Annotated in this window: 15 protein-coding genes and 3 pseudogenes; 4 read left to right on the forward strand and 14 right to left on the reverse strand. The window is 42.6% G+C overall.

The features are described from left to right. The first annotated feature begins 62 nt into the window (after window positions 1–62). A complete protein-coding gene (locus CEQ32_RS22745; RefSeq protein ID WP_055647838.1) occupies window positions 63–1,010 on the forward strand; it encodes an IS30 family transposase in 948 nt (315 codons plus the stop codon). 376 nt (window positions 1,011–1,386) lie between these two features. Here CEQ32_RS22745 and CEQ32_RS22755 read toward each other — a convergent pair whose 3' ends face one another. Next, window positions 1,387–1,548 (reverse strand): ParA family protein, encoded by a 162-nt coding sequence (locus CEQ32_RS22755; RefSeq protein ID WP_192959179.1) that lies wholly within the window; start codon window positions 1,546–1,548, stop codon window positions 1,387–1,389. A gap of 593 nt (window positions 1,549–2,141) precedes the next feature. On the opposite strand from CEQ32_RS22755, the gene CEQ32_RS22760 reads away from it, so the two are divergent. Beyond that, entirely contained in the window at window positions 2,142–3,008 is an 867-nt protein-coding gene (locus CEQ32_RS22760; protein ID WP_088587039.1) for a RepB family plasmid replication initiator protein, read from the forward strand. A gap of 302 nt (window positions 3,009–3,310) precedes the next feature. Here the strand turns inward: CEQ32_RS22760 and CEQ32_RS22765 are convergent, their stop codons facing one another. The 6 genes and pseudogenes from CEQ32_RS22765 to CEQ32_RS22795 all read right to left on the reverse strand — a co-directional run bounded on the left by CEQ32_RS22765 (window position 3,311) and on the right by CEQ32_RS22795 (window position 8,936). Beyond that, window positions 3,311–3,700: a hypothetical protein gene (locus tag CEQ32_RS22765; RefSeq protein WP_039978049.1), complete on the reverse strand. Its 390-nt coding sequence runs from the start codon at window positions 3,698–3,700 to the stop codon at window positions 3,311–3,313. 26 nt (window positions 3,701–3,726) lie between these two features. Then, on the reverse strand, window positions 3,727–4,032 hold the full coding sequence (locus CEQ32_RS22770; RefSeq protein WP_088587040.1) for a hypothetical protein: 306 nt from the start codon (window positions 4,030–4,032) through the stop codon (window positions 3,727–3,729). Between the two features lie 17 nt (window positions 4,033–4,049). Further along, the gene (locus CEQ32_RS22775) at window positions 4,050–4,826 is read right to left on the reverse strand and encodes a ParA family protein (RefSeq protein ID WP_011074346.1); all 777 of its coding nucleotides are present in this window, start codon (window positions 4,824–4,826) and stop codon (window positions 4,050–4,052) included. 436 nt (window positions 4,827–5,262) lie between these two features. Next, a pseudogene (locus tag CEQ32_RS22785) lies at window positions 5,263–8,341 on the reverse strand (Tn3 family transposase). Window positions 8,342–8,364: 23 nt separating this feature from the next. Further along, complete coding sequence (locus CEQ32_RS22790; RefSeq protein WP_011918375.1) at window positions 8,365–8,676, reverse strand: type II toxin-antitoxin system RelE/ParE family toxin; 312 nt, start codon at window positions 8,674–8,676, stop codon at window positions 8,365–8,367. Next, a complete protein-coding gene (locus CEQ32_RS22795; protein ID WP_011787805.1) occupies window positions 8,676–8,936 on the reverse strand; it encodes a type II toxin-antitoxin system Phd/YefM family antitoxin in 261 nt (86 codons plus the stop codon). The genes CEQ32_RS22790 and CEQ32_RS22795 overlap by 1 nt, the downstream gene beginning before the upstream one ends. 169 nt (window positions 8,937–9,105) lie before the next feature. Here CEQ32_RS22795 and CEQ32_RS22800 point away from each other — a divergent pair, with 169 nt between their 5' ends. Next, window positions 9,106–9,726 carry a recombinase family protein gene (locus CEQ32_RS22800; protein ID WP_011787804.1) on the forward strand — a complete coding sequence of 207 codons (621 nt, stop codon included), beginning with the start codon at window positions 9,106–9,108 and terminating at the stop codon, window positions 9,724–9,726. Between the two features lie 117 nt (window positions 9,727–9,843). On the opposite strand, the gene CEQ32_RS22805 is transcribed toward CEQ32_RS22800, so the two are convergent. From CEQ32_RS22805 to CEQ32_RS22835, 7 genes and pseudogenes are all read right to left on the reverse strand, one after another. After that, a complete protein-coding gene (locus CEQ32_RS22805; protein ID WP_011787803.1) occupies window positions 9,844–10,176 on the reverse strand; it encodes a TraR/DksA family transcriptional regulator in 333 nt (110 codons plus the stop codon). A gap of 90 nt (window positions 10,177–10,266) precedes the next feature. Beyond that, window positions 10,267–11,121, reverse strand: coding sequence for a universal stress protein (locus CEQ32_RS22810; RefSeq protein ID WP_011787802.1), 855 nt, complete (start codon window positions 11,119–11,121; stop codon window positions 10,267–10,269). 34 nt (window positions 11,122–11,155) lie between these two features. Further along, window positions 11,156–12,646: a SulP family inorganic anion transporter gene (locus CEQ32_RS22815; RefSeq protein ID WP_011787801.1), complete on the reverse strand. Its 1,491-nt coding sequence runs from the start codon at window positions 12,644–12,646 to the stop codon at window positions 11,156–11,158. A 497-nt stretch (window positions 12,647–13,143) separates the two neighbouring features. Then, a pseudogene (locus tag CEQ32_RS22820) lies at window positions 13,144–14,153 on the reverse strand (chromate transporter); the annotation flags it as partial. Continuing rightward, a complete protein-coding gene (locus CEQ32_RS22825) occupies window positions 14,150–15,082 on the reverse strand; it encodes a chromate resistance protein ChrB domain-containing protein (RefSeq protein ID WP_088585572.1) in 933 nt (310 codons plus the stop codon). The pseudogene CEQ32_RS22820 and the gene CEQ32_RS22825, both read right to left, overlap by 4 nt. A gap of 302 nt (window positions 15,083–15,384) precedes the next feature. Then, window positions 15,385–15,597, reverse strand: a pseudogene (locus tag CEQ32_RS22830) (type II toxin-antitoxin system RelE family toxin); the annotation flags it as partial. Next, window positions 15,587–15,829 (reverse strand): type II toxin-antitoxin system RelB/DinJ family antitoxin, encoded by a 243-nt coding sequence (locus tag CEQ32_RS22835; protein WP_055646663.1) that lies wholly within the window; start codon window positions 15,827–15,829, stop codon window positions 15,587–15,589. The gene CEQ32_RS22835 and the pseudogene CEQ32_RS22830, both read right to left, overlap by 11 nt. Before the next feature lie 645 nt (window positions 15,830–16,474). Between CEQ32_RS22835 and CEQ32_RS22840 the strand changes: the two genes are divergently transcribed. Then, the gene (locus CEQ32_RS22840) at window positions 16,475–17,707 is read left to right on the forward strand and encodes a hypothetical protein (protein WP_088587041.1); all 1,233 of its coding nucleotides are present in this window, start codon (window positions 16,475–16,477) and stop codon (window positions 17,705–17,707) included. Window positions 17,708–17,815 lie beyond the last annotated feature (108 nt).

Below are 17,815 nucleotides of genomic sequence, written 5' to 3' on the forward strand. Positions count from 1 at the left end.
AAGAGGAAGCCAACTGCTAAAAGTGGTACGCTCTTCTCGCCAAAGAAACAAGCAGTACTACCATGAATTATCAGCAGTTGACCGAAGGCAGAAGATACCAGATTTCTGCTCTTTTGGAACGGGGGATTTCAGTTTCTGAGATTGCTAAAACCGTTCAGTGCCATCGCTCCACGGTATATCGGGAGCTTAAACGTGGCAGCAAGGGCAGTCATTATTGCCCAAACGAAGCTCAGGTGTTATCACTCAAAAAACGCACATTAGCGCGTAAATACAGAATACCTCAGGAGCGTGTTGATTTTATCCGCCTCCTTTTAGAAGCGGATTGGAGTCCAGAGCAGATTTCCAGTGTATTAACTAAAGTCGGTGCCGCTGTCAGCTATGAGTGGATCTACCGATTTGTTGCGCAGGATAAACGCTCGGGTGGCAAGTTATATCGCCACTTGAGGCAAGGTCACAAGCGGTATCGTCGCGGTAAAAAAGAGAAAGCACCAGCGATCAAAAATGCGGTTTCTATCGATGATAGGCCAAGCATCGTTGACAGTAAGGAGCGATTTGGTGATTGGGAAATCGACACCGTATTAGGCAAGCACGGCACGGGGGCGATGGTGACTATTTTAGAGCGTAAAACACGATTTTACTTGGTGAAGAAAGTGCCATCCAAGTCAGCGGATGATGTCACTAGAGCAACCATAGAGCTACTCATGCCTTACAAGGAGCATGTCCATACCATCACGGCAGATAACGGGAGAGAGTTTGCAGGCCATGAAACCATCGCAAAGGAGTTGGAGGCTGATGTTTACTTTGCCCACCCTTATAGTTCTTGGGAGCGTGGAGCCAATGAGAATGCTAACGGTCTTTTAAGGCAATATGTGAAGAAAGGAACCGACCTAACAACGGTAACAGACAGTGATATTGAATTCGCTTTATCACGGATAAATTATCGACCGAAAAAGTGTTTAGATTTCAAGCAACCAGCGATTGTCTTTAAAGAAATGGTATTGGCTGCTTGATATTGGCGAGTGTCGCACTTCGCAGTTGAATTCGGGAACTAGGTCAAATAAGCTGGCTTAAAAATGTGTGCTGAAGCCTTCTTAACTCACTATTGGGGCAAATACTCGTTAACCCAAAGCGCATACTGATAAGGCTACGAAACAACTTCGCCATCGTGATATTTTTACCCAATTCAGCCTCTAGGACTCCGAGCCATAAAATCGGCCCTATCGTTTTCCGTTAATAGCAATGGCACCGGCGAGCTGCTATTGCAGCGGATGGAAACCGTGGTAATTTTCTCTTGTGGCTTTGGGCTTTCTTGTGAATCTTTAACAGACTTACGTCTACTCAATCTAGTCACACCAGTTAATTTATTCATATTATGTATTACACTTGTTATACATTAAGGCGTTGCATAACTTCTTTAGCCAGGCTCTTATAATCGGCTAACGTAAGGCTGCTAGGCTTGTAATTCAGTAAGGTTTGACCGCTGACACTGGCTTGGCCGACATCCTCAGAACGGCGAATCTTGGTCCCTAATAATTTACCTTCAAGCAAGGCGAATTGCCTTATCGATGAAGTTGCATTGGCAGTTAGAATTATCTTTGCTCTTTTGGGGACGCAGAAACCTCTGGGACTGTTATTACTGCGCAAAAATTAACTGTTTTGCACAACTTAGAGCCAGTATGCTCCATCTTTAAGCTCCTCAAAAACCCAAGAATAGCTACAACTCAAGTACACTAAGGCTTTCAACGAAGATTGGTGTATTCTAATTGGGTACATAACCGTTTTTTGCCCCAAAAAGCCATAAAAACAATACTTAATAAAATCAAAAGCTTAAACAAATTTCATTAAAAATTATTTCACACGCTATGCCGCAGTTTTTCATTGTTCAATAAAACTAATCGTAAATATGCTGAAATTTGTCCCTTTAAATTAAACCTAAACACCAAAGTGGATTTTCATTGGGCTTGAATGAGGGCCGATGGTGTATGCCGAGTGGGTAAAATTTTCACCAACAAGAAGAATTTAAATTCAAATTCCGAAAGAAATTGCTATGCGAATTTTGATGTACGCTACAAAAAATCAAACAACGATACTCAATCACAATTAGGTGTACTCTAATTGGGTTGTTAGCATAAGTGGCGCACATGGTTCGAACTGAAAATGCATTATTACCTATACCTGTTACCGAAACCCTTTACAGAGGTAAACCCCTAACGATTAGCAGCACAACCAGTGTGCAGCCTAATGTTCTGCTCAGAACAGGCGTTTTTACGCCCGCAGGCCGTAGAACAAATCCGAATGATGTTAAAGCACAAGATCTCAGTAACGATCTAGTGAGCCTCGATATCTGCCAAAAGGAAGGCTATGACCTGGTTACCGTCAGGGGCCAACGGCTGAATATCGAAACCGATTTTAAGGTGTGGTGCGGTATTGTACTGGTGTTCAGTAAGTACGGTTATTCCTCCAATACGATCAAACTGACCTTTTCAGAGTTCGCTAAGTTTTGCGGTTATCCCAGCCGGCGTTTTGATAAAAACCTGCGTAAACAGATCGGGGATTCGCTCGGGCGCATCCAAAACCAAAGTTTGACATTTAGGCGCAACAATACCGAAAAAGCCGTGCATACGGGAATATTATTGCGAGCCATGTATAACGGTGAAGCCGATATTGTTGAGCTTATGGCCGATGAAACCCTGTGGGATCTGTTTCTGTTAGACTACCAAGTGTTGGTTAATCTGCGAGTGCTGGAAAAATTGCCCCGTGCAGAGGTCGCACAGTGCCTGTATTTGTATTTCACGTCTTTACCCGAGAATCCTCACCCCGTCTCCTTTGAGCGCCTTAGAGAGCGTTTGAGGCTTGAGACGTCCAAAAAAGAAGCAAATAGGAAGATTAAGACTGGTATTCAGAAGTTGGAGTCGATTGGCTACCTGTCTGGCAGCTTCGCAGTCATGAACGGTAAGCAATACTATCTGATTAATCAGCGTTATAAAAAGCTAGAAGCAGCAATTTAAAGTACACTCTTTTGAAAACATAACCATTACGAGAAGTATCATTTATAGCCTTGAGCCAAATCGTTCAGCCTATAAAAGTCCTTCCAATACAGTTTTCATTGAAAACTACGAGGAGGAAAACACCGCAGTTTTCATTGAAAACTACGAGGAGAAAAACACCGCAGTTTTCATTGAAAACATTTTATGCTTTAAGTTGAAAAAATGATGAATAGCTGCAGCCATTATAAGCTCACCAACTTGATAAAGTAACATTTTCAAAATGGTGTTTAATCAACTCTAAAAAATTAGGGCAAAAAACAGCGTTACCCCATTCTCGCAGAATTTATAATCGGTTTAGCGTTCCATTCTAAAAACGCCTCAAGGCTAAGTATCCAATGTAAATCCTTAGCGTTAATGATGTTAAACAACAAAATTTTGGTGACATCCTCCCCAAGTTTAGTCATTTCAACATCTCCTTTTTTAGTGTTATCTCTAAGATGCTCCAGAGCGCGTTTCTTTGAGTTTGATTGGCTTTTACCTACTTTAACAACGCCTAGAGTGGGGTGCCAAAAGACATATACACCAGGTGCATTAACTTCTGAACTACCATCGTACCTAGCGGCATGGATAGACATTTCAATGGTATGAAAGCGACCTGTGAGAGCAGAAAATTCTGATTCAAAAAGCCGTTTTACGTCTTTATCTGTAAGCACAACAAACTCCTAGAGACAGCTGAACATCAAGTCACATCATTAATCGCACGGATCAACGCTTTGGTATTGATCTTATCGCGCATGCTGATCAGGCCACGGAACAGCTTAGCTGCAGTGATATTTTTACCCGATTCTGCCTCTAGGGCTTCGAGCCATAAATTCAAATCGGCCCTATCGTTTTCCGTTAAGCGCAATGGCAGCGGTGAAGTGCCTGTGGTGATATTGCGGCGGGTGGAAACCGTGGTGATTTTCTCTTGTGGCTTTGTGCTTTCTTGGGACTCTTTAACAGACTTACGTCTGTTCAATCCTGTCACACCAGTTAATTTACTCATATTATGTATTACACTTGTTATACATTAAGACGTTGCATGACTTCTTTAGCCAGGCTCTTATAATCAGCTAACGTAAGGCTGCTAGGCTTGTAATTCAGCAAGGTTTGACCGCTGACGCTAGCTTGGCCGACGTCCTCAGAACGGCGAATTGTGGTCGCTAATACTTTGCCTTCAAGCGAGGCTAATTGTTCATCGAGGAAGTTGTTAATCAGCTTATTGGCCTTGGCAAATTCGTTACGGAATACCGCGTAATTTACGTGCTCGCTTTCTTTGACTTCTTCAAGTGCATCCAGCAAGTCGGCTAAGCCGTTTAATGAAAATGAACCACCATCAACGGGGATCAGGAACATATCAGCGGCCATCATGGCGTTAACCGATGTTAGGCTTAGGTTAGGCGGGCAATCTAAGATCACTATGTCAAAATCGCTGGCGATAGCTTCTAGCTGCTTTAACAGAATGCGTTCGCGGTGAACTTTAGTGAGGCTCTGTTCAATCACGCGGCTTAGGCGAATATCCGTTGGGCAAATACACAGGTTGGGAATCGCTTCACCATTGGACTGCGCTGGCATAATGGCCTGTTGAATGGGGCACTTTTTCGAGGACTCGAATACATCAGTGATCGAGTGTTCAAATTCAAATTGACCGCCCGTTAATACCACGGATAGGTTAGCTTGGGGATCTAAATCAATCACCAGCACCCGTTTACCTTCATGCGCTAATTGCGCGGATAGGTTGATCACTGTGGTGGTCTTGCCGACTCCACCTTTCTGATTTATCACTGCTAGCGTTTTCACAGCACACCCTCGAGTAAAAATGTAGGACAAATGTAATACATTAAATTCCTTATGTATAGTTCTGTTTTCTAAAATGCGTTGTATCTCAAATGTAATACATCAATCAAGCTATATCCCTTGTGATGCCTAGAACCCGTCATTCTACTGCGCGAAATTAACGAACGTTTTTTTAGCACAGTTTCCGATCCTGCTCTAACCTAGGATAATGTCTCTAATATTTAATATTACGATAAGTAACGAATAGAAATTACCATTGCTAAATTTTACCTAAATCTCAATAAGCGAGGGAACGCTATGAAAACCATGCATTGGAAACGAGTCATCATTTATAGCTCAATCATGAGCGCAACTTTTTATATTGCCGCTTTTGCCTATTTTTGGTTGGCTAAATTTGCCCAACGCGCCAAAAATGTAAAGTTAGCTTTAAATTCTAAAATCACTCACTTGAATTCTCGTTCTCAATCAGCGCTTGCTTCCAATATTCTGGTTCAGCATATCGAGCAACCAATGCATCGATATCTATTTTTGAGGTTGATGGACTAAACTCAAAATTGCCATACATATTGATGTGCTGCCATGCAACGGGCGAAATACTGTGAAGCTGAGCCAGTGCATTTTGATCTCCTACTGTTTGCTTCTGTTCATAGACACGAGATAGCAGCACTGTGTTGTAGTAAATGACCGCGTTGGTGATGAGCCGAGAGCATTCATTCCATATTTGCTGCTCCTCTTCTGTTTTTACTCTGAATTTTCCACCGTTAACAAATGCAACTGCTCGTCTAAGACGATGATAGGCTTCGCCACGATTTAATGCTTTTTGTACACATTGACGTAAGCCAACATCGTCGACAAAGTCGAGAATGTATAGCGTTCGGCATATGTTTTCCAACTCCCATAATGCTTTCTTGGTCTGATTCTGACGCGAATAGCTCGAGAGTTTGCGAACAATCGTGGCTTGAGTAACATCTTTTTGAGCTAGCGATGCCATGATCCGTTGAATATTGGGCCATTCACGTTCAATCAATTCATCGTTGGTTTTTCGGGCAGGCTTTATTAGCCAGTCACCACACTCATTGGGATGTTGTGAGCCGACTAACGTATCCATTTTCTTATGCAAATCACGATAACGAGGTGCAAAATGATATCCAAATGCATGCAAAATCCAAAAATTAACCTGATTGGTGCCATGGGTGTCAGTGGAATGCCGTTCTGGCTTTATATCAGAGGTATTGTTATGCAATAAATCGAAAACGTAATGGCTTTCATGTTCGTGAGTCCCAATAATCTTTGCATTTATAGGAACATGATTTGCAACCAACGTGTAGGCGCTGACACCTTTCTGTAAACCAAAATACTTGGGAGAATATCGAGCGTTAAGGGTGTTAATTTGCGTTTCTATCCGCTGACCATCGCTACTTGAATGAAGTGTGTCCTGAATATCATAGAGATGAAATGCGGGTAGCTGGCTGGTCGCATTACTAATCGCATCATTAGCCGCTCGTAATGTCTCCAAGCGTAGATAATTTCTTGATGTCCCCGCCATTGATGCTGAGCTAAGGCCTGAAACCTCAGCCATTTTTGCTAACCCCATGTTTGTTCCCATCGCAACAATACAGGCGAAAATTTCACGGGGATCAGCTTCATGCTTTACATAACGATCTAATACATGGGTAAATGCATTTAAAAATCCAGTATTACCCGCAACAAACCACAGTAGATCCGCAATACCAATTCCTGGTAACTGGCTGTAAAAATCGCTATTAACGGATTCATCACTGCTCGGATAAAGCAGCTTCCAACGACGCTTTTCGGCAGCCCCAATTACTTTAATATGTTTGTTGACCCCATCAGAAATATGTTGGTTAATCGCACTATAACGTGCTGCTAGCATAGTATGAAATACAGCCAGAGTATCTTGGATAGGGGCCAATAAAATGGGTGCACCAATATCTTGCAATACTCGTTCTTTATCCTGCCATCTAAGATCGCTTATTAAGTCATCTTCAAAGCGGCGAAATTCATTACTATGTTTAACGTACACATCACCCGCTTCCAGTGAGTTGCGTAGTAGGCGATAGACCAAAAACTCATAGCGATCTACATCAAGCGTTTTAAATGTTTTGCCCTCTTTACTAAACAAATATCGGCGTAAACCTTTAGGAATAATCTCAGTCGGAAATGAATTAGGGTCAGTTTGCCTTGGTGATTTTTCTGTGCGCAATAAGTTTTGTAAAAACGCGATAGCTTCAAGCAAAGGAGAGTCTTCTACACGTCCGGCAAAATCCAGATCAGTAAAAAGTTGCCTTAAGTTACGTTTGAATGTGGCGGATAATTTTGTGTAATGTGACCATTCAAATGCCGTTTTGTCGAAAGCAATATTGCGTAAGTAATCAGCAACTAATGGGAATCTCTCTTGTTCAAGCAATGCATAGGCTTTTTCTTTAATAATGGAAAAAGGTGTGTCATCGGTGATGGTGTCATCCGTAAACAGGCTCAATACATGACCCGCAGCCTGTAAATTTTCGCTGCATTGGTAACCGCATTATTCATTGCTTCTTCAGCGGCACGCTTGGCCTGTTTCTCGTATTGATCGACCCAATGGAGCAATGCTTCAATTAAGTTGTCATTAATTTGCTGAAACCGATGAAAAGCAAAAAACAGCAGATATAACTGTGCAGTCTCTTTTTCATGCGTTGAAGTTTATAAGTGGTATAAAACTTAACCATAGAAGCATAATACTTGCCGCTTTCATTGGAGATCCCCGCTGTTATGAGGAACTGCTTGGCAAACTCATGTAGAGGCTGGAAAAACTGCCGCCGTGCGACTTCATGTCGCAATTCTTTATAACTGAAATCTTTAGCTTCATGTTTTAATGCGCTGACGCGAAATACTCCTGACTCAGCCCGAAGCAAAGCCGCTAATTGCTGATCGATAAGTGAAGTCATGCAAGTGCTAAGTAATCGAGCAATACGGGTGCGTTCATAAGCCACCACTCTACCAATCATCTCTTGCATATACCGATAACTGGGCATGACAATACGGTGTAATGCTAAGTATTGGGTTAATTCACGAAAGATAAAGATAGGTTGTGTCGATAACATCGCAACCCGCTGTGCTTTATCTTCCAAATCAACTTTTACCTCATTATCACATTGTTTATACTGGAATAAATCAAGAATTGCTCGTTGTTGTTCAGCCCTAATCGGTCTTGAGGGACTTTTCAGTCTTGAAAGCGTTTTGGTGGGAAAGTACAGCGCGGCAATGTAATCCAAGTCATTTAGTACTGACGATTCTTGTTCATAACTGAAAAACTGCCGTTTGGCTTTGAAATAGCCCAGTTGCAATACTAAATGGGCTGCCACAGAAAACGTTCGGGTATTGTCGAATGGCTCGCGCTCTTTAGCACTTAAGTCAAAATATAATCGACGATCATCATCTGAGAAATGAGGTAATCCAAACAGTTCATCTATTTCATCAGTTGACAAAATAGATAGCCGCCGAACATCATTTTTCATGGTGCCCTCCCTATTTCACTACATCAAATAATTTCCCGCTCCGCGAGATGTGCAAGTGGAACCATACTTTTATGTAAGATCCCAAATACAACGAATTGATGCTCATGTTGGATGTAATAGATGACATGACTTGAATAAGGGAAGCTAAACACATTCATGCGTACCTCGGGTCTATTTTTCCCAAGGGTGGGTGTTTCAGCCAGCAGTTGAATCGTTTGTCTAAGTCCTGATAAATAGGTCTTCGACTGAGTCGTTCCCCATTGGGCTAACGTAAAGCGGTGAATACCTATCAGATCAGATTGTGCATCGGGCGTTAAATGATAAGTTACCGGCATTAGTCATACTGCCCTGCGGCCAGCTCATCAAAAAAGGTATTACCATCAACCAAATTGCCCATTTTGATGTCAGTTATGGCTTTCACCGCTTTGGATTGAAGCAAATGTAATTTTAGTGTCTCGATACTTTGGTATGCATCAGCTGAAATAACAACGGCCACAGGCTTGCCATTTTTATTAATTTGGATTGGAGCTTGTTGAGCTTTGAGCAACAAATCTCCAAAGTGAATTTTTGCTTCATTGGCTGAAAGAGTGTTCATTTATCACCTTTAAACGAATCGTTCGATTCGCTCAATTTACACCAGTTGGGCGATAAAAGTCAAAAATGCACCCTATCAAAATGTATACTATTTGATAGCTCTGGTTATTACCTATCAAAACTACTATCATAAGTGCATTATCAAAACCTTTAAAGAGATATGGTGATTTATGTCCAAAGTTGGTTATGCTCGAGTGAGTTCCACGGGTCAAAGCTTAGAAGTGCAACTGGGCAAGTTACATCGAGCTGAGTGCAATAAGATATATCAAGAAAAACGCAGTGGGAGGACGGCTGAACGGTCTGAATTTCAATCTTGCATGAGTTATTTACGTGAAGGGGATACCCTAGTGGTAACCCGACTCGATCGTCTTGCTCGCTCAGTCGTCCACTTAGCCCAGATTGCTTCGCGTTTTCAAAGTGAAGGTATTGATTTGCTCGTTATCGATCAGAACATTGATACGAGCACTTCGACTGGGAGACTCATGTTCAATATGTTGGCTGCTATTGCTGAGTTTGAAAATGACTTGCGGACAGAGAGGCAAGCTGAAGGTATCGCAAAAGCACATGAAAATGGAGTTAAATTTGGTAGGCCTGTAAAACTTACGGACACCTTAAAACAAGCAATTTATGATAAAAGAGCTGAGGGGGCCACTATTGGTCAGCTTGCCAAGGAGTATCACCTTGGAGAAGCTTCTATTTATCGGGCAATAAATTCAGTTAAGCAATCAATTGTTTCCCCCTACTCGATAGATGTTAAAGAGCTGCGAGATTATGGAAAATATAAAACGTGATTGATACTGACTATTGTATGTATTGACGTTTAAAATTAGCCTTACTGTATTAACGTAACATCAATAGGTATGATAAATTTTCCTTATCTAAAGAGCCTTAGCCTAACATTAATATTTCTACGAACAGTTAATGCAGCGAGTCACGGTAGGATCAAACATAAGCCGATTCAAATCGATATCTTCACCACAGACAAAACAGCTGCCATATTCATCGCTATTTATGCGCAATAATGCACCTTCAATAACTTGTAACTGATGCTGCTTGCGTCTCGCAGTTTCTAATTCCATTTGCTGTCCTTGCAATGCATCTATACGTGAAAGACGTCCGAGTCGTGATTGGTCAAGTTCGACAACTTGCACATCACTCGTTTGTGCTGCAATCTGCGCTAACAAACTTTCCAGCATTTGCTGTAACTGTAAATGCAGTTGTTGCTTTAGCTGCTCGTTCATTTCACCTCCAAACTTAAGCGTCAGAACCTATCTCTATTACTATGCACTAACCAGCGTCTTGGATACTGATTAGTGCAATATCAATAGCTGTTAGCGCAATAATAATAATGGGATATGGCTTTTACTGATCATCTTTGTGGTATTGCTTCCCACAAAAAACTCTCTTATCCGCGAATGGCCGTAGGCCCCCATCACCATAAGATCGATGTGATGCTCAAGTTGATAGATCTCAAGAGCCGTTTGAACTTCTCCCTGACAAACAGCGGTAACCACATTGAAATTCGCCGCCATCAGAGATTCGGTCACCAACGCCAGTTCTGCTGTCGCCTGTGATTGAGCATCAGACACCATCACCAAATGACATTCAAGCCCTTTTAAGAGTGGACTTGTTAGCACTTGATTAAGGGCTTTTTTCGCAGTAATGCTGCCATCGTAGGCAATCATAAATCGTTTCGGTGCTTCAAACTCTGTCATCACCACTAAAATAGGCTGCTTAACTGTGCGAATGACGTTTTCTAGATGGCTGCCAATCGCCTGCGCTTGATCTTGATGTTGCTCCCCTTGACGCCCCATCACCACCAATCTGGCATGGGATTCTTGCTCTAACAGGGTTTCGACTAAATCGCCGTGACGCTGCAAGGTTTTAACCACGACTGCAGGTTGTGCCTCCACGATGCGCGTTTGCGCATCTTGCAACATATACTTACCCTGCTCGAGTGCCAGCTTGCCCCGGCGCGCTTCGAGCTCAACCATTTCATTGAGCAAGTGCTCCCGTGTACCTAGGCCAATATTTCCCGACAGATCTGACTCTATCGGATAGGCTGACTTATCCAATACATGTAATAGGATTACAGGGGCATTCAGTTGAAAGGCGGCCCAGCCACTGGCATCACATACAGCGGATGTCACATTTGAACCGTCAATACAAGCAATCACATTTGTCATCGTTTTATTCCTTTGTTGTTGTGTTGCTAATGGCTTAGTGACCAGACATCATTTTTTCAACTTCTTCTGGCTTATCGTGTACCCCAAATTTATCGACTATGGTGGCACTGGCTTCGTTAAGGCCAATCAACTCAACCTCAGTCCCCTCGCGGCGGAATTTAATCACTACCTTGTCGAGGGCCGATACCGCGGTAATATCCCAAAAATGTGCTTGAGATAAGTCGATAGTCACTTTATCAACCACTTCCCTAAAATCGAATGAATTACTGAACTTATCTGATGAAGCAAAAAAGACTTGTCCAATAACCTGATAATGGCGACCAGTGTCAGCAGCAGTCGTTGTACTCTTAACCACCATAAAACGTCCCACTTTATTAGCAAAAAATAGGGACGCGAGTAATACACCTACAAATACCCCAATTGCTAAGTTATGGGTAGCGACCACGACCACAACCGTCGCCACCATCACAAGGTTGGTTGACATAGGATGATGCTTAAGATTACGGATTGAATCCCAAGAGAATGTACCGATAGCCACCATGATCATCACGGCAACCAGTGCCGCCATAGGAATAAGCTTTAACCACTCTCCTAAAAACACCACCATCACAAGTAAAAAAACGCCTGCAGCGAAGGATGATAAACGTCCGCGACCACCCGATTTAACGTTGATGATCGACTGACCAATCATAGCGCAACCAGCCATACCGCCCATTAAACCCGCGCCGATATTGGCAATACCTTGGCCCTTACACTCGCGATTCTTATCGCTTTGGGTATCGGTTAAGTCATCAACTATGGTGGCGGTCATCATAGATTCCAGCAAGCCCACCACGGCAAGGCCGGCCGAGTAAGGGAAGATGATCATCAGAGTTTCAAGGGTCAAGGGCACTTCAGGCCAGAGGAAAATAGGTAAAGTATCAGGCAGTTGTCCCATGTCGCCGACAGTACGAATATCTAACCCCATATAAACCGCAAAAAGCGTTAATCCGACAATACACACGAGAGGCGAAGGTACGGATTTACCAATCACAGGGATGAGTGGGAATAGGTAAATGATACCGAGGCCAGCTACCGTCATCGCATATACGTGCCAAGTCACATTGGTCAGTTCGGGCAACTGGGCCATAAAGATCAAAATCGCCAGTGCATTCACAAAACCCGTCACCACAGAGCGGGAGACGAAACGCATCAAGCTACCGAGTTTTAAGTAACCCGCAGCAATTTGCAGCACACCGGTTAATAAGGTCGCCGCGAGTAAATACTCAAGGCCATGTTCCTTTACTAAGGTCACCATTAACAGTGCCATCGCGCCTGTTGCGGCAGAGATCATGCCAGGACGGCCACCAGTAAAGGCAATAACCACAGCGATACAGAATGAAGCATATAGGCCGACCTTAGGATCGACACCTGCAATAATAGAAAAGGCAATTGCCTCAGGGATTAACGCCAGCGCTACCACAATACCGGCTAACAGATCTCCGCGTATATTGGAGAACCACTCTTTTTTCATGGTTTGAATCATGTTACTCACTCTGATTAAAATTAAATCAATAACAAAAGCTAACGCTAGCCATATACACAGATGTGCAAAGACAAGAGCTTTTTCGTCAACGTGACGAATCAATATTAGATTTATGGAGGTACAACAAAAGCTACCGAAGGGTAGATACTACGAACGGATCTGAGCGATCCAAAATGAAGGGGGTTAAACTAATGCGGCTTAAAGCTCATTACAGAAATTATCCTTACAACAGGTAAAATGAGTAAAATTTTGATTTTTAGCTATATACAGAAACACAATATAGAGTTAGGTAAGGATACCGTTCAGGTCGTTGAAAGTCAAAGGACCAAAATCAGATTAACTATGATCCGGTAAGCTGTAACGACTTAAATTCAGTGTTAATGAGCGTAACCAGATAAATTCCACATTAAAAACAAAAAAAAACAGTGGCTTAATTTAGCTCAAGAGCTTAGTTATAAAGCTAACTTTACATTTTCGGCGCGTTGGGCAAATTTAGCCATGTCAGGACCGAATACAGCGTTTACATATCCGCCAACAAAACCAACAAAAGCCACGACCATAATAAGTGGCCCAGGAGTTGTTTCGCCCAGAGCAAGTCCATCAATCATTTGTGTGGGTGTTAGCCAACCGTATTGACCGACAGCTCCCTGATAGACGTAAGGCAGTACGGCATATGCACCACCAAAAGTGAGTAGTGCCGCTTTAGTAAAGAACCAAGCCATTTGGGTGAATGTGTGATCCCAGCCCAAGAATGTCCACAGTGTAAGTAAAGGAATTGCCCATAGGCATAGCCCGGATATTAAAATCATACAAAAACGCGACCAACGGAAAATGGCGTGAGTAGGTGTCGGGGTATGATCGTCTATTAAAGCTGACCCGAAAGATTTATCGGAAGTGCCATGGCCTCCGTCATTGTTAAAATGGTCAGGTAAAAACCGACCGCCTAAATAGCCAGCCAATGCTGCAACAATGACAATATAAGGAAAGGGCACATTAAGAGCGAATATCGCTACAAATGCGGCAGCGGCAATCGCCCACATCAGATTGTTTTTTAATGCTCGTGAACCAATGCGATGCGCGGCATGCACGACGATGGCCGTTACTGCTGGCTTGATGCCATAAAATAAACCAGCCACCCAATCCACATCACCATAGGCGATATACACCCACGAGAGAGCGATCAAAATAAAGAGCGATGGTAATACAAACAGAACACCCGCTGCTATTCCCCCCAGGTGCGGTGCATTAACCAACCAATGTATGTAGCGAGTTGTTGTGCCTCAGGGCCAGGCAATACCATGCAGTAATTAAGCGCATGTAGAAACCGCTTTTCGCTGATCCAGCGTCTGCGCTCCACCAACTCCTGATGCATGATAGAGATTTGGCCCGCCGGACCGCCAAAGCTGATAAACCCGAGCTTTAGCCAGAACAGGAATGCTTGCCAAAAACTCACGGCTTCTGGCGTTTGAACTTGTTGATCGGATGTTCGTTCCACGATAGTACTCATAACGGTTCCTTTTCTGTAAAAGCGGTACATAGTGCGTCGAAAACAAAATTGGCACTTAAGATGAGTTGGTCATCATCATGTATGCTGTTTCGCAACCCCCAGAGGATCTGCTCTAATCCACTGGCCTCATTTGGCTGGATCCCACCAACGTCCAGAAAATGGACCAACGCAGCCAAACGCGCCAAACAGGGGCTATTCAAACCAAAACTTTCAAGTAGAACTTCAAAAGTGACCTTGCCATTGACATGAGTAAACTGTGCACCATTGAAATCAAACCCCAGCGCATCTGCGGGGCAATCTTCAGGCGTTGCCAACCAAACAAAGCGGGCATCGTGATCGATATAGCGTTGGATCAGCCAAGCACTGGCAAGACGGTCTACCCAAGGGCGTTGACGGGTTGCCCACAAGCGCCCGTGGTAAAGGCAGATGTCTAACCTTGGAATGTGACCTGTGTGTTCGTGGGGTTCATTGAGTGAGAACTGGCGGTTAAGTTGGAGTTCAAGATCTTGTAGTACCTGCTGAACTTGCGATTGTGCTTCACCTGGAAAGAAATCAATCGCTGAGATAGCTGTGAAGTTTTTACGGAATTTACGCAATTGCCGTGTCGCTTCTTGTAATGAGTTTTCCGTCATTCCTTTTACAGATTGTAGATCATGTAAAACGCTGGCATACGCATCACTACGATCAAACATTCCGCTAAACAGGTCCGACTCTTCGGTGTCAACCTGGAGTACATAAGCAGAGCCTTTGCTTGCTTCGACCTCTTTTACTAAACCATCAAATAGTTGCTGATGTTCCTGCCGTTGGGGGAGTAAATAAACACCGTCACGTAATACAGCTGCACCCGCTGATTTAAGTGCTCGCCATGTCCGCATTCGCGTAGTTGCATTTGACGTAGGTAAAGACAAAATAAGTAATAACCATTTCATAAAGTGTAGAGAAACTTACATAAAATAAAGGCGAGTTTATGTCATTTAACACAAGGAGTACAGGAGGAAACGGCAATTTGTTATATCAGATGCAGTGTATTTTTCACTTTGAGGATGGTGTACGGAATGTGTTGTGAAAAGGCCATAAACATCAGAGTTCACTACCTAAAAAAATTCGATAGAGCAGCGACAATGGGCATATCAATGATTTGATGCAAGCCAATTTCACATATTTAGTTGTTTAATATTAATTGTTTAGGTGGCTTTTTGTGAAAAAAATTCAGAATCCCGTTGGGCCCTCTAATGCGTTCATCTTGAACTTGGTATACCAAGCGATATCCCGATGTTCGTAACTTGATTTTGTAACAGTCAGGGAGATCCCTGAGCTTGTTCGCTTCGATATGGGGATGTTCCAGTATCTCCGCTAATTTCTTTTTTAACTGCTGCCTGATGGGATCTCCGAGCTTTTTCCATTCCTTTAGGGCGCGGGGATCAAACTCTAACTTATAGGTCATCGAGCGAAACCTCGATCCCTTTACGAGGGTTCGCTAAACGCTCTTTTACTAAGGTAATTAAGGCTTCATCATCTGCTGTGAGCAGTACCGGCTTAAAGGGTAAAGCGCCTCTTGTCGCGACATATTCAAGCGTCTGGCGTAATGCTTCTGAAGGGCTTACACCTAATTTTTCCAATGCGGCAAAAGAACGCTCTTTGAGTTCGTCATCGATGCGTATGTTGATTGTGCCCATAGAAACCTCGTGTAATTACAAATGTAATTACAAATATAATCTTATCCGTTGCCTGCGGCAAGATTTTATTTACAGTTACGGGAACTGCATCCGTGAGAATGCAAAAAGGTCTGTGTAAATGGCATTCTAACGATGAACTTGAAGCTTCCAAAAAAGAGTTAGTGAATCAGACTTGCCTAGTCTGGTTCACGCGCGAACGCGATCATTTTTCATGAGCTTTGAGCTAACAAATCTTTGCCCCATTCCTCGTTAGCAAAGTGACATCTAGCTAACTCCAACATCAGAACATTGACCCAATTTTAGTAATGCCCCCTAGTTCTGGCCTTAATCCGTTATCCAACCGAAATTACGTTAGCCAATGAGAAAAGGTGGTACGAGTTTCAACCGGAATGCGAGGCCAAAATGCTGTCAATCAAGAACAATAATTAATCAGGTGTGAGCGTAAAAGAATGAGAAAGCTAAAACGATATCAAGTAATTACCCATCAAACTGTATAAAAAACCGCTACTGCAAAAAAGCAAATTCCTATAGCATCATTCATACCCATTTACACGGATGTGGCAGCGGCCAAGTCCAACAAGCTATTTATGCCCTGCAAACAGCGCAGCGCATAAATACTAAGACGTTAAGCGGCAGGAGGTAAAATTGAGAGCTAGTTGGAAGAAAAATAAAAGTTTAAATCCGAGGATAATACTTGAAAAGATAGACAGCCTCAAAAAAGTAGTCGACGGAAATGTTACATTTTCTAGTTTTGAATATCATGATGCAAAAGCTGCTTTAGAAAGTATGATTGATTTTCCTAATGCTGCTAAGGACTTGGACAAAAGCTTGCTTGTGACAAAGGCTATTTGGGTTGTTGCGAAAGCAGCTATAACTGAAGCTAATGCATTTATTAATCAAATAAATCAAAACATTCGTGATGAGCTTGCCACAAGGGAAAATAAATACTTCGTACTGACATCAATATCTGTCACAAATATTGGCATAAGAAGCATAAGGTTAGATGATTGTTTATTCAGATTTTACCAATCTAAATTTCCGACAAAGTTCAATAGCCGTAAGTCTCAAATTTTGCCAAAAAGTACTGTAGAAGAAGCTGAGTCCTTAGGCTATACAAAAATTGTTATTGAACTGTCAGCTAAGTCTGAGCAGCTAGCTGCAAAGAAAGGGTTGAGAGTTTTAGATCAACTTCGTGCCATGTATTGTCTGTTTTTGAATCACTCTAATGAGTTTATCGGTAATCAGTGGGAACCGATAAATCGAGTTAGGTTAGGAGAGTACCATACTGTTCACAGAGAAGACGGGACCATTTATCCAGACATGTTTTGGTATGACCCGACTTACAAATATGCAAGACCTGTTAGCTCAGGTGATATAAGTATCATAGTCAAAAGCATTAAGTATGTGATCACTAGATTAGGAAAACTTGATAGGAAATATAAAGATACTTTAATAGAGTCGCTTCTTCGTTACGTCCGTGCGTTTGATGAACAAAACCAGAACACCGCTGTTATGAGAGCTTGGGGAGCACTAGAGTGTGTAGCTGCTCCAAATGAAAGCAATTGTGACTCAGTAACTAGGCGCTGCGCATTCCTATTTGATGAGCACGAGTACCACAAACAGATTCTTGAACATGTGCGCGAATATCGGAACCGAAATGTACATGCCGGAGAAGAAAGTAAAGTAGCTAAAAACCATGGATTTCAAATTCAAAGGTATTTTAAGAAATTGTTGTTGTTCCATATTCATAACGCTGGCAACTTTGATGAAATTCAAGATGCTAATAGATTCTTAGATTTACCAACATGTAAAGTTAGCCTTTTGGATAATCAGAAAATCATTGAAAAAGCTCTTAAATTCAGGGGCTATGTCGCTTGACAAACTGTTTAAGAGTGATTTGCAACGCGTGGTATTTTTACTATGCGTTGCGCTTAGTGTTTAAGGTTGGTATGCGGAAGCATCAGTATTGCGTTGCTCACACCTTAA

It is taken from the genome of Shewanella sp. FDAARGOS_354, from assembly GCF_002209245.2.
Taxonomy (GTDB): Bacteria; Pseudomonadota; Gammaproteobacteria; order Enterobacterales; family Shewanellaceae; genus Shewanella; species Shewanella xiamenensis.

Excerpts from the sequence above, each read along its gene's own strand:
- CEQ32_RS22745 (WP_055647838.1), top strand. The coding sequence starts at position 63 with ATGAATTATCAGCAGTTGACCGAAGGCAGAAGATACCAGATTTCTGCT.
- CEQ32_RS22760 (WP_088587039.1), top strand. The coding sequence starts at position 2,142 with ATGGTTCGAACTGAAAATGCATTATTACCTATACCTGTTACCGAAACC.
- CEQ32_RS22770 (WP_088587040.1), bottom strand. The coding sequence starts at position 4,032 with ATGAGTAAATTAACTGGTGTGACAGGATTGAACAGACGTAAGTCTGTT.
- CEQ32_RS22790 (WP_011918375.1), bottom strand. The coding sequence starts at position 8,676 with ATGCCGGTAACTTATCATTTAACGCCCGATGCACAATCTGATCTGATA.
- CEQ32_RS22795 (WP_011787805.1), bottom strand. The coding sequence starts at position 8,936 with ATGAACACTCTTTCAGCCAATGAAGCAAAAATTCACTTTGGAGATTTG.
- CEQ32_RS22800 (WP_011787804.1), top strand. The coding sequence starts at position 9,106 with ATGTCCAAAGTTGGTTATGCTCGAGTGAGTTCCACGGGTCAAAGCTTA.
- CEQ32_RS22805 (WP_011787803.1), bottom strand. The coding sequence starts at position 10,176 with ATGAACGAGCAGCTAAAGCAACAACTGCATTTACAGTTACAGCAAATG.
- CEQ32_RS22810 (WP_011787802.1), bottom strand. The coding sequence starts at position 11,121 with ATGACAAATGTGATTGCTTGTATTGACGGTTCAAATGTGACATCCGCT.
- CEQ32_RS22815 (WP_011787801.1), bottom strand. The coding sequence starts at position 12,646 with ATGATTCAAACCATGAAAAAAGAGTGGTTCTCCAATATACGCGGAGAT.
- CEQ32_RS22825 (WP_088585572.1), bottom strand. The coding sequence starts at position 15,082 with ATGAAATGGTTATTACTTATTTTGTCTTTACCTACGTCAAATGCAACT.
- CEQ32_RS22835 (WP_055646663.1), bottom strand. The coding sequence starts at position 15,829 with ATGGGCACAATCAACATACGCATCGATGACGAACTCAAAGAGCGTTCT.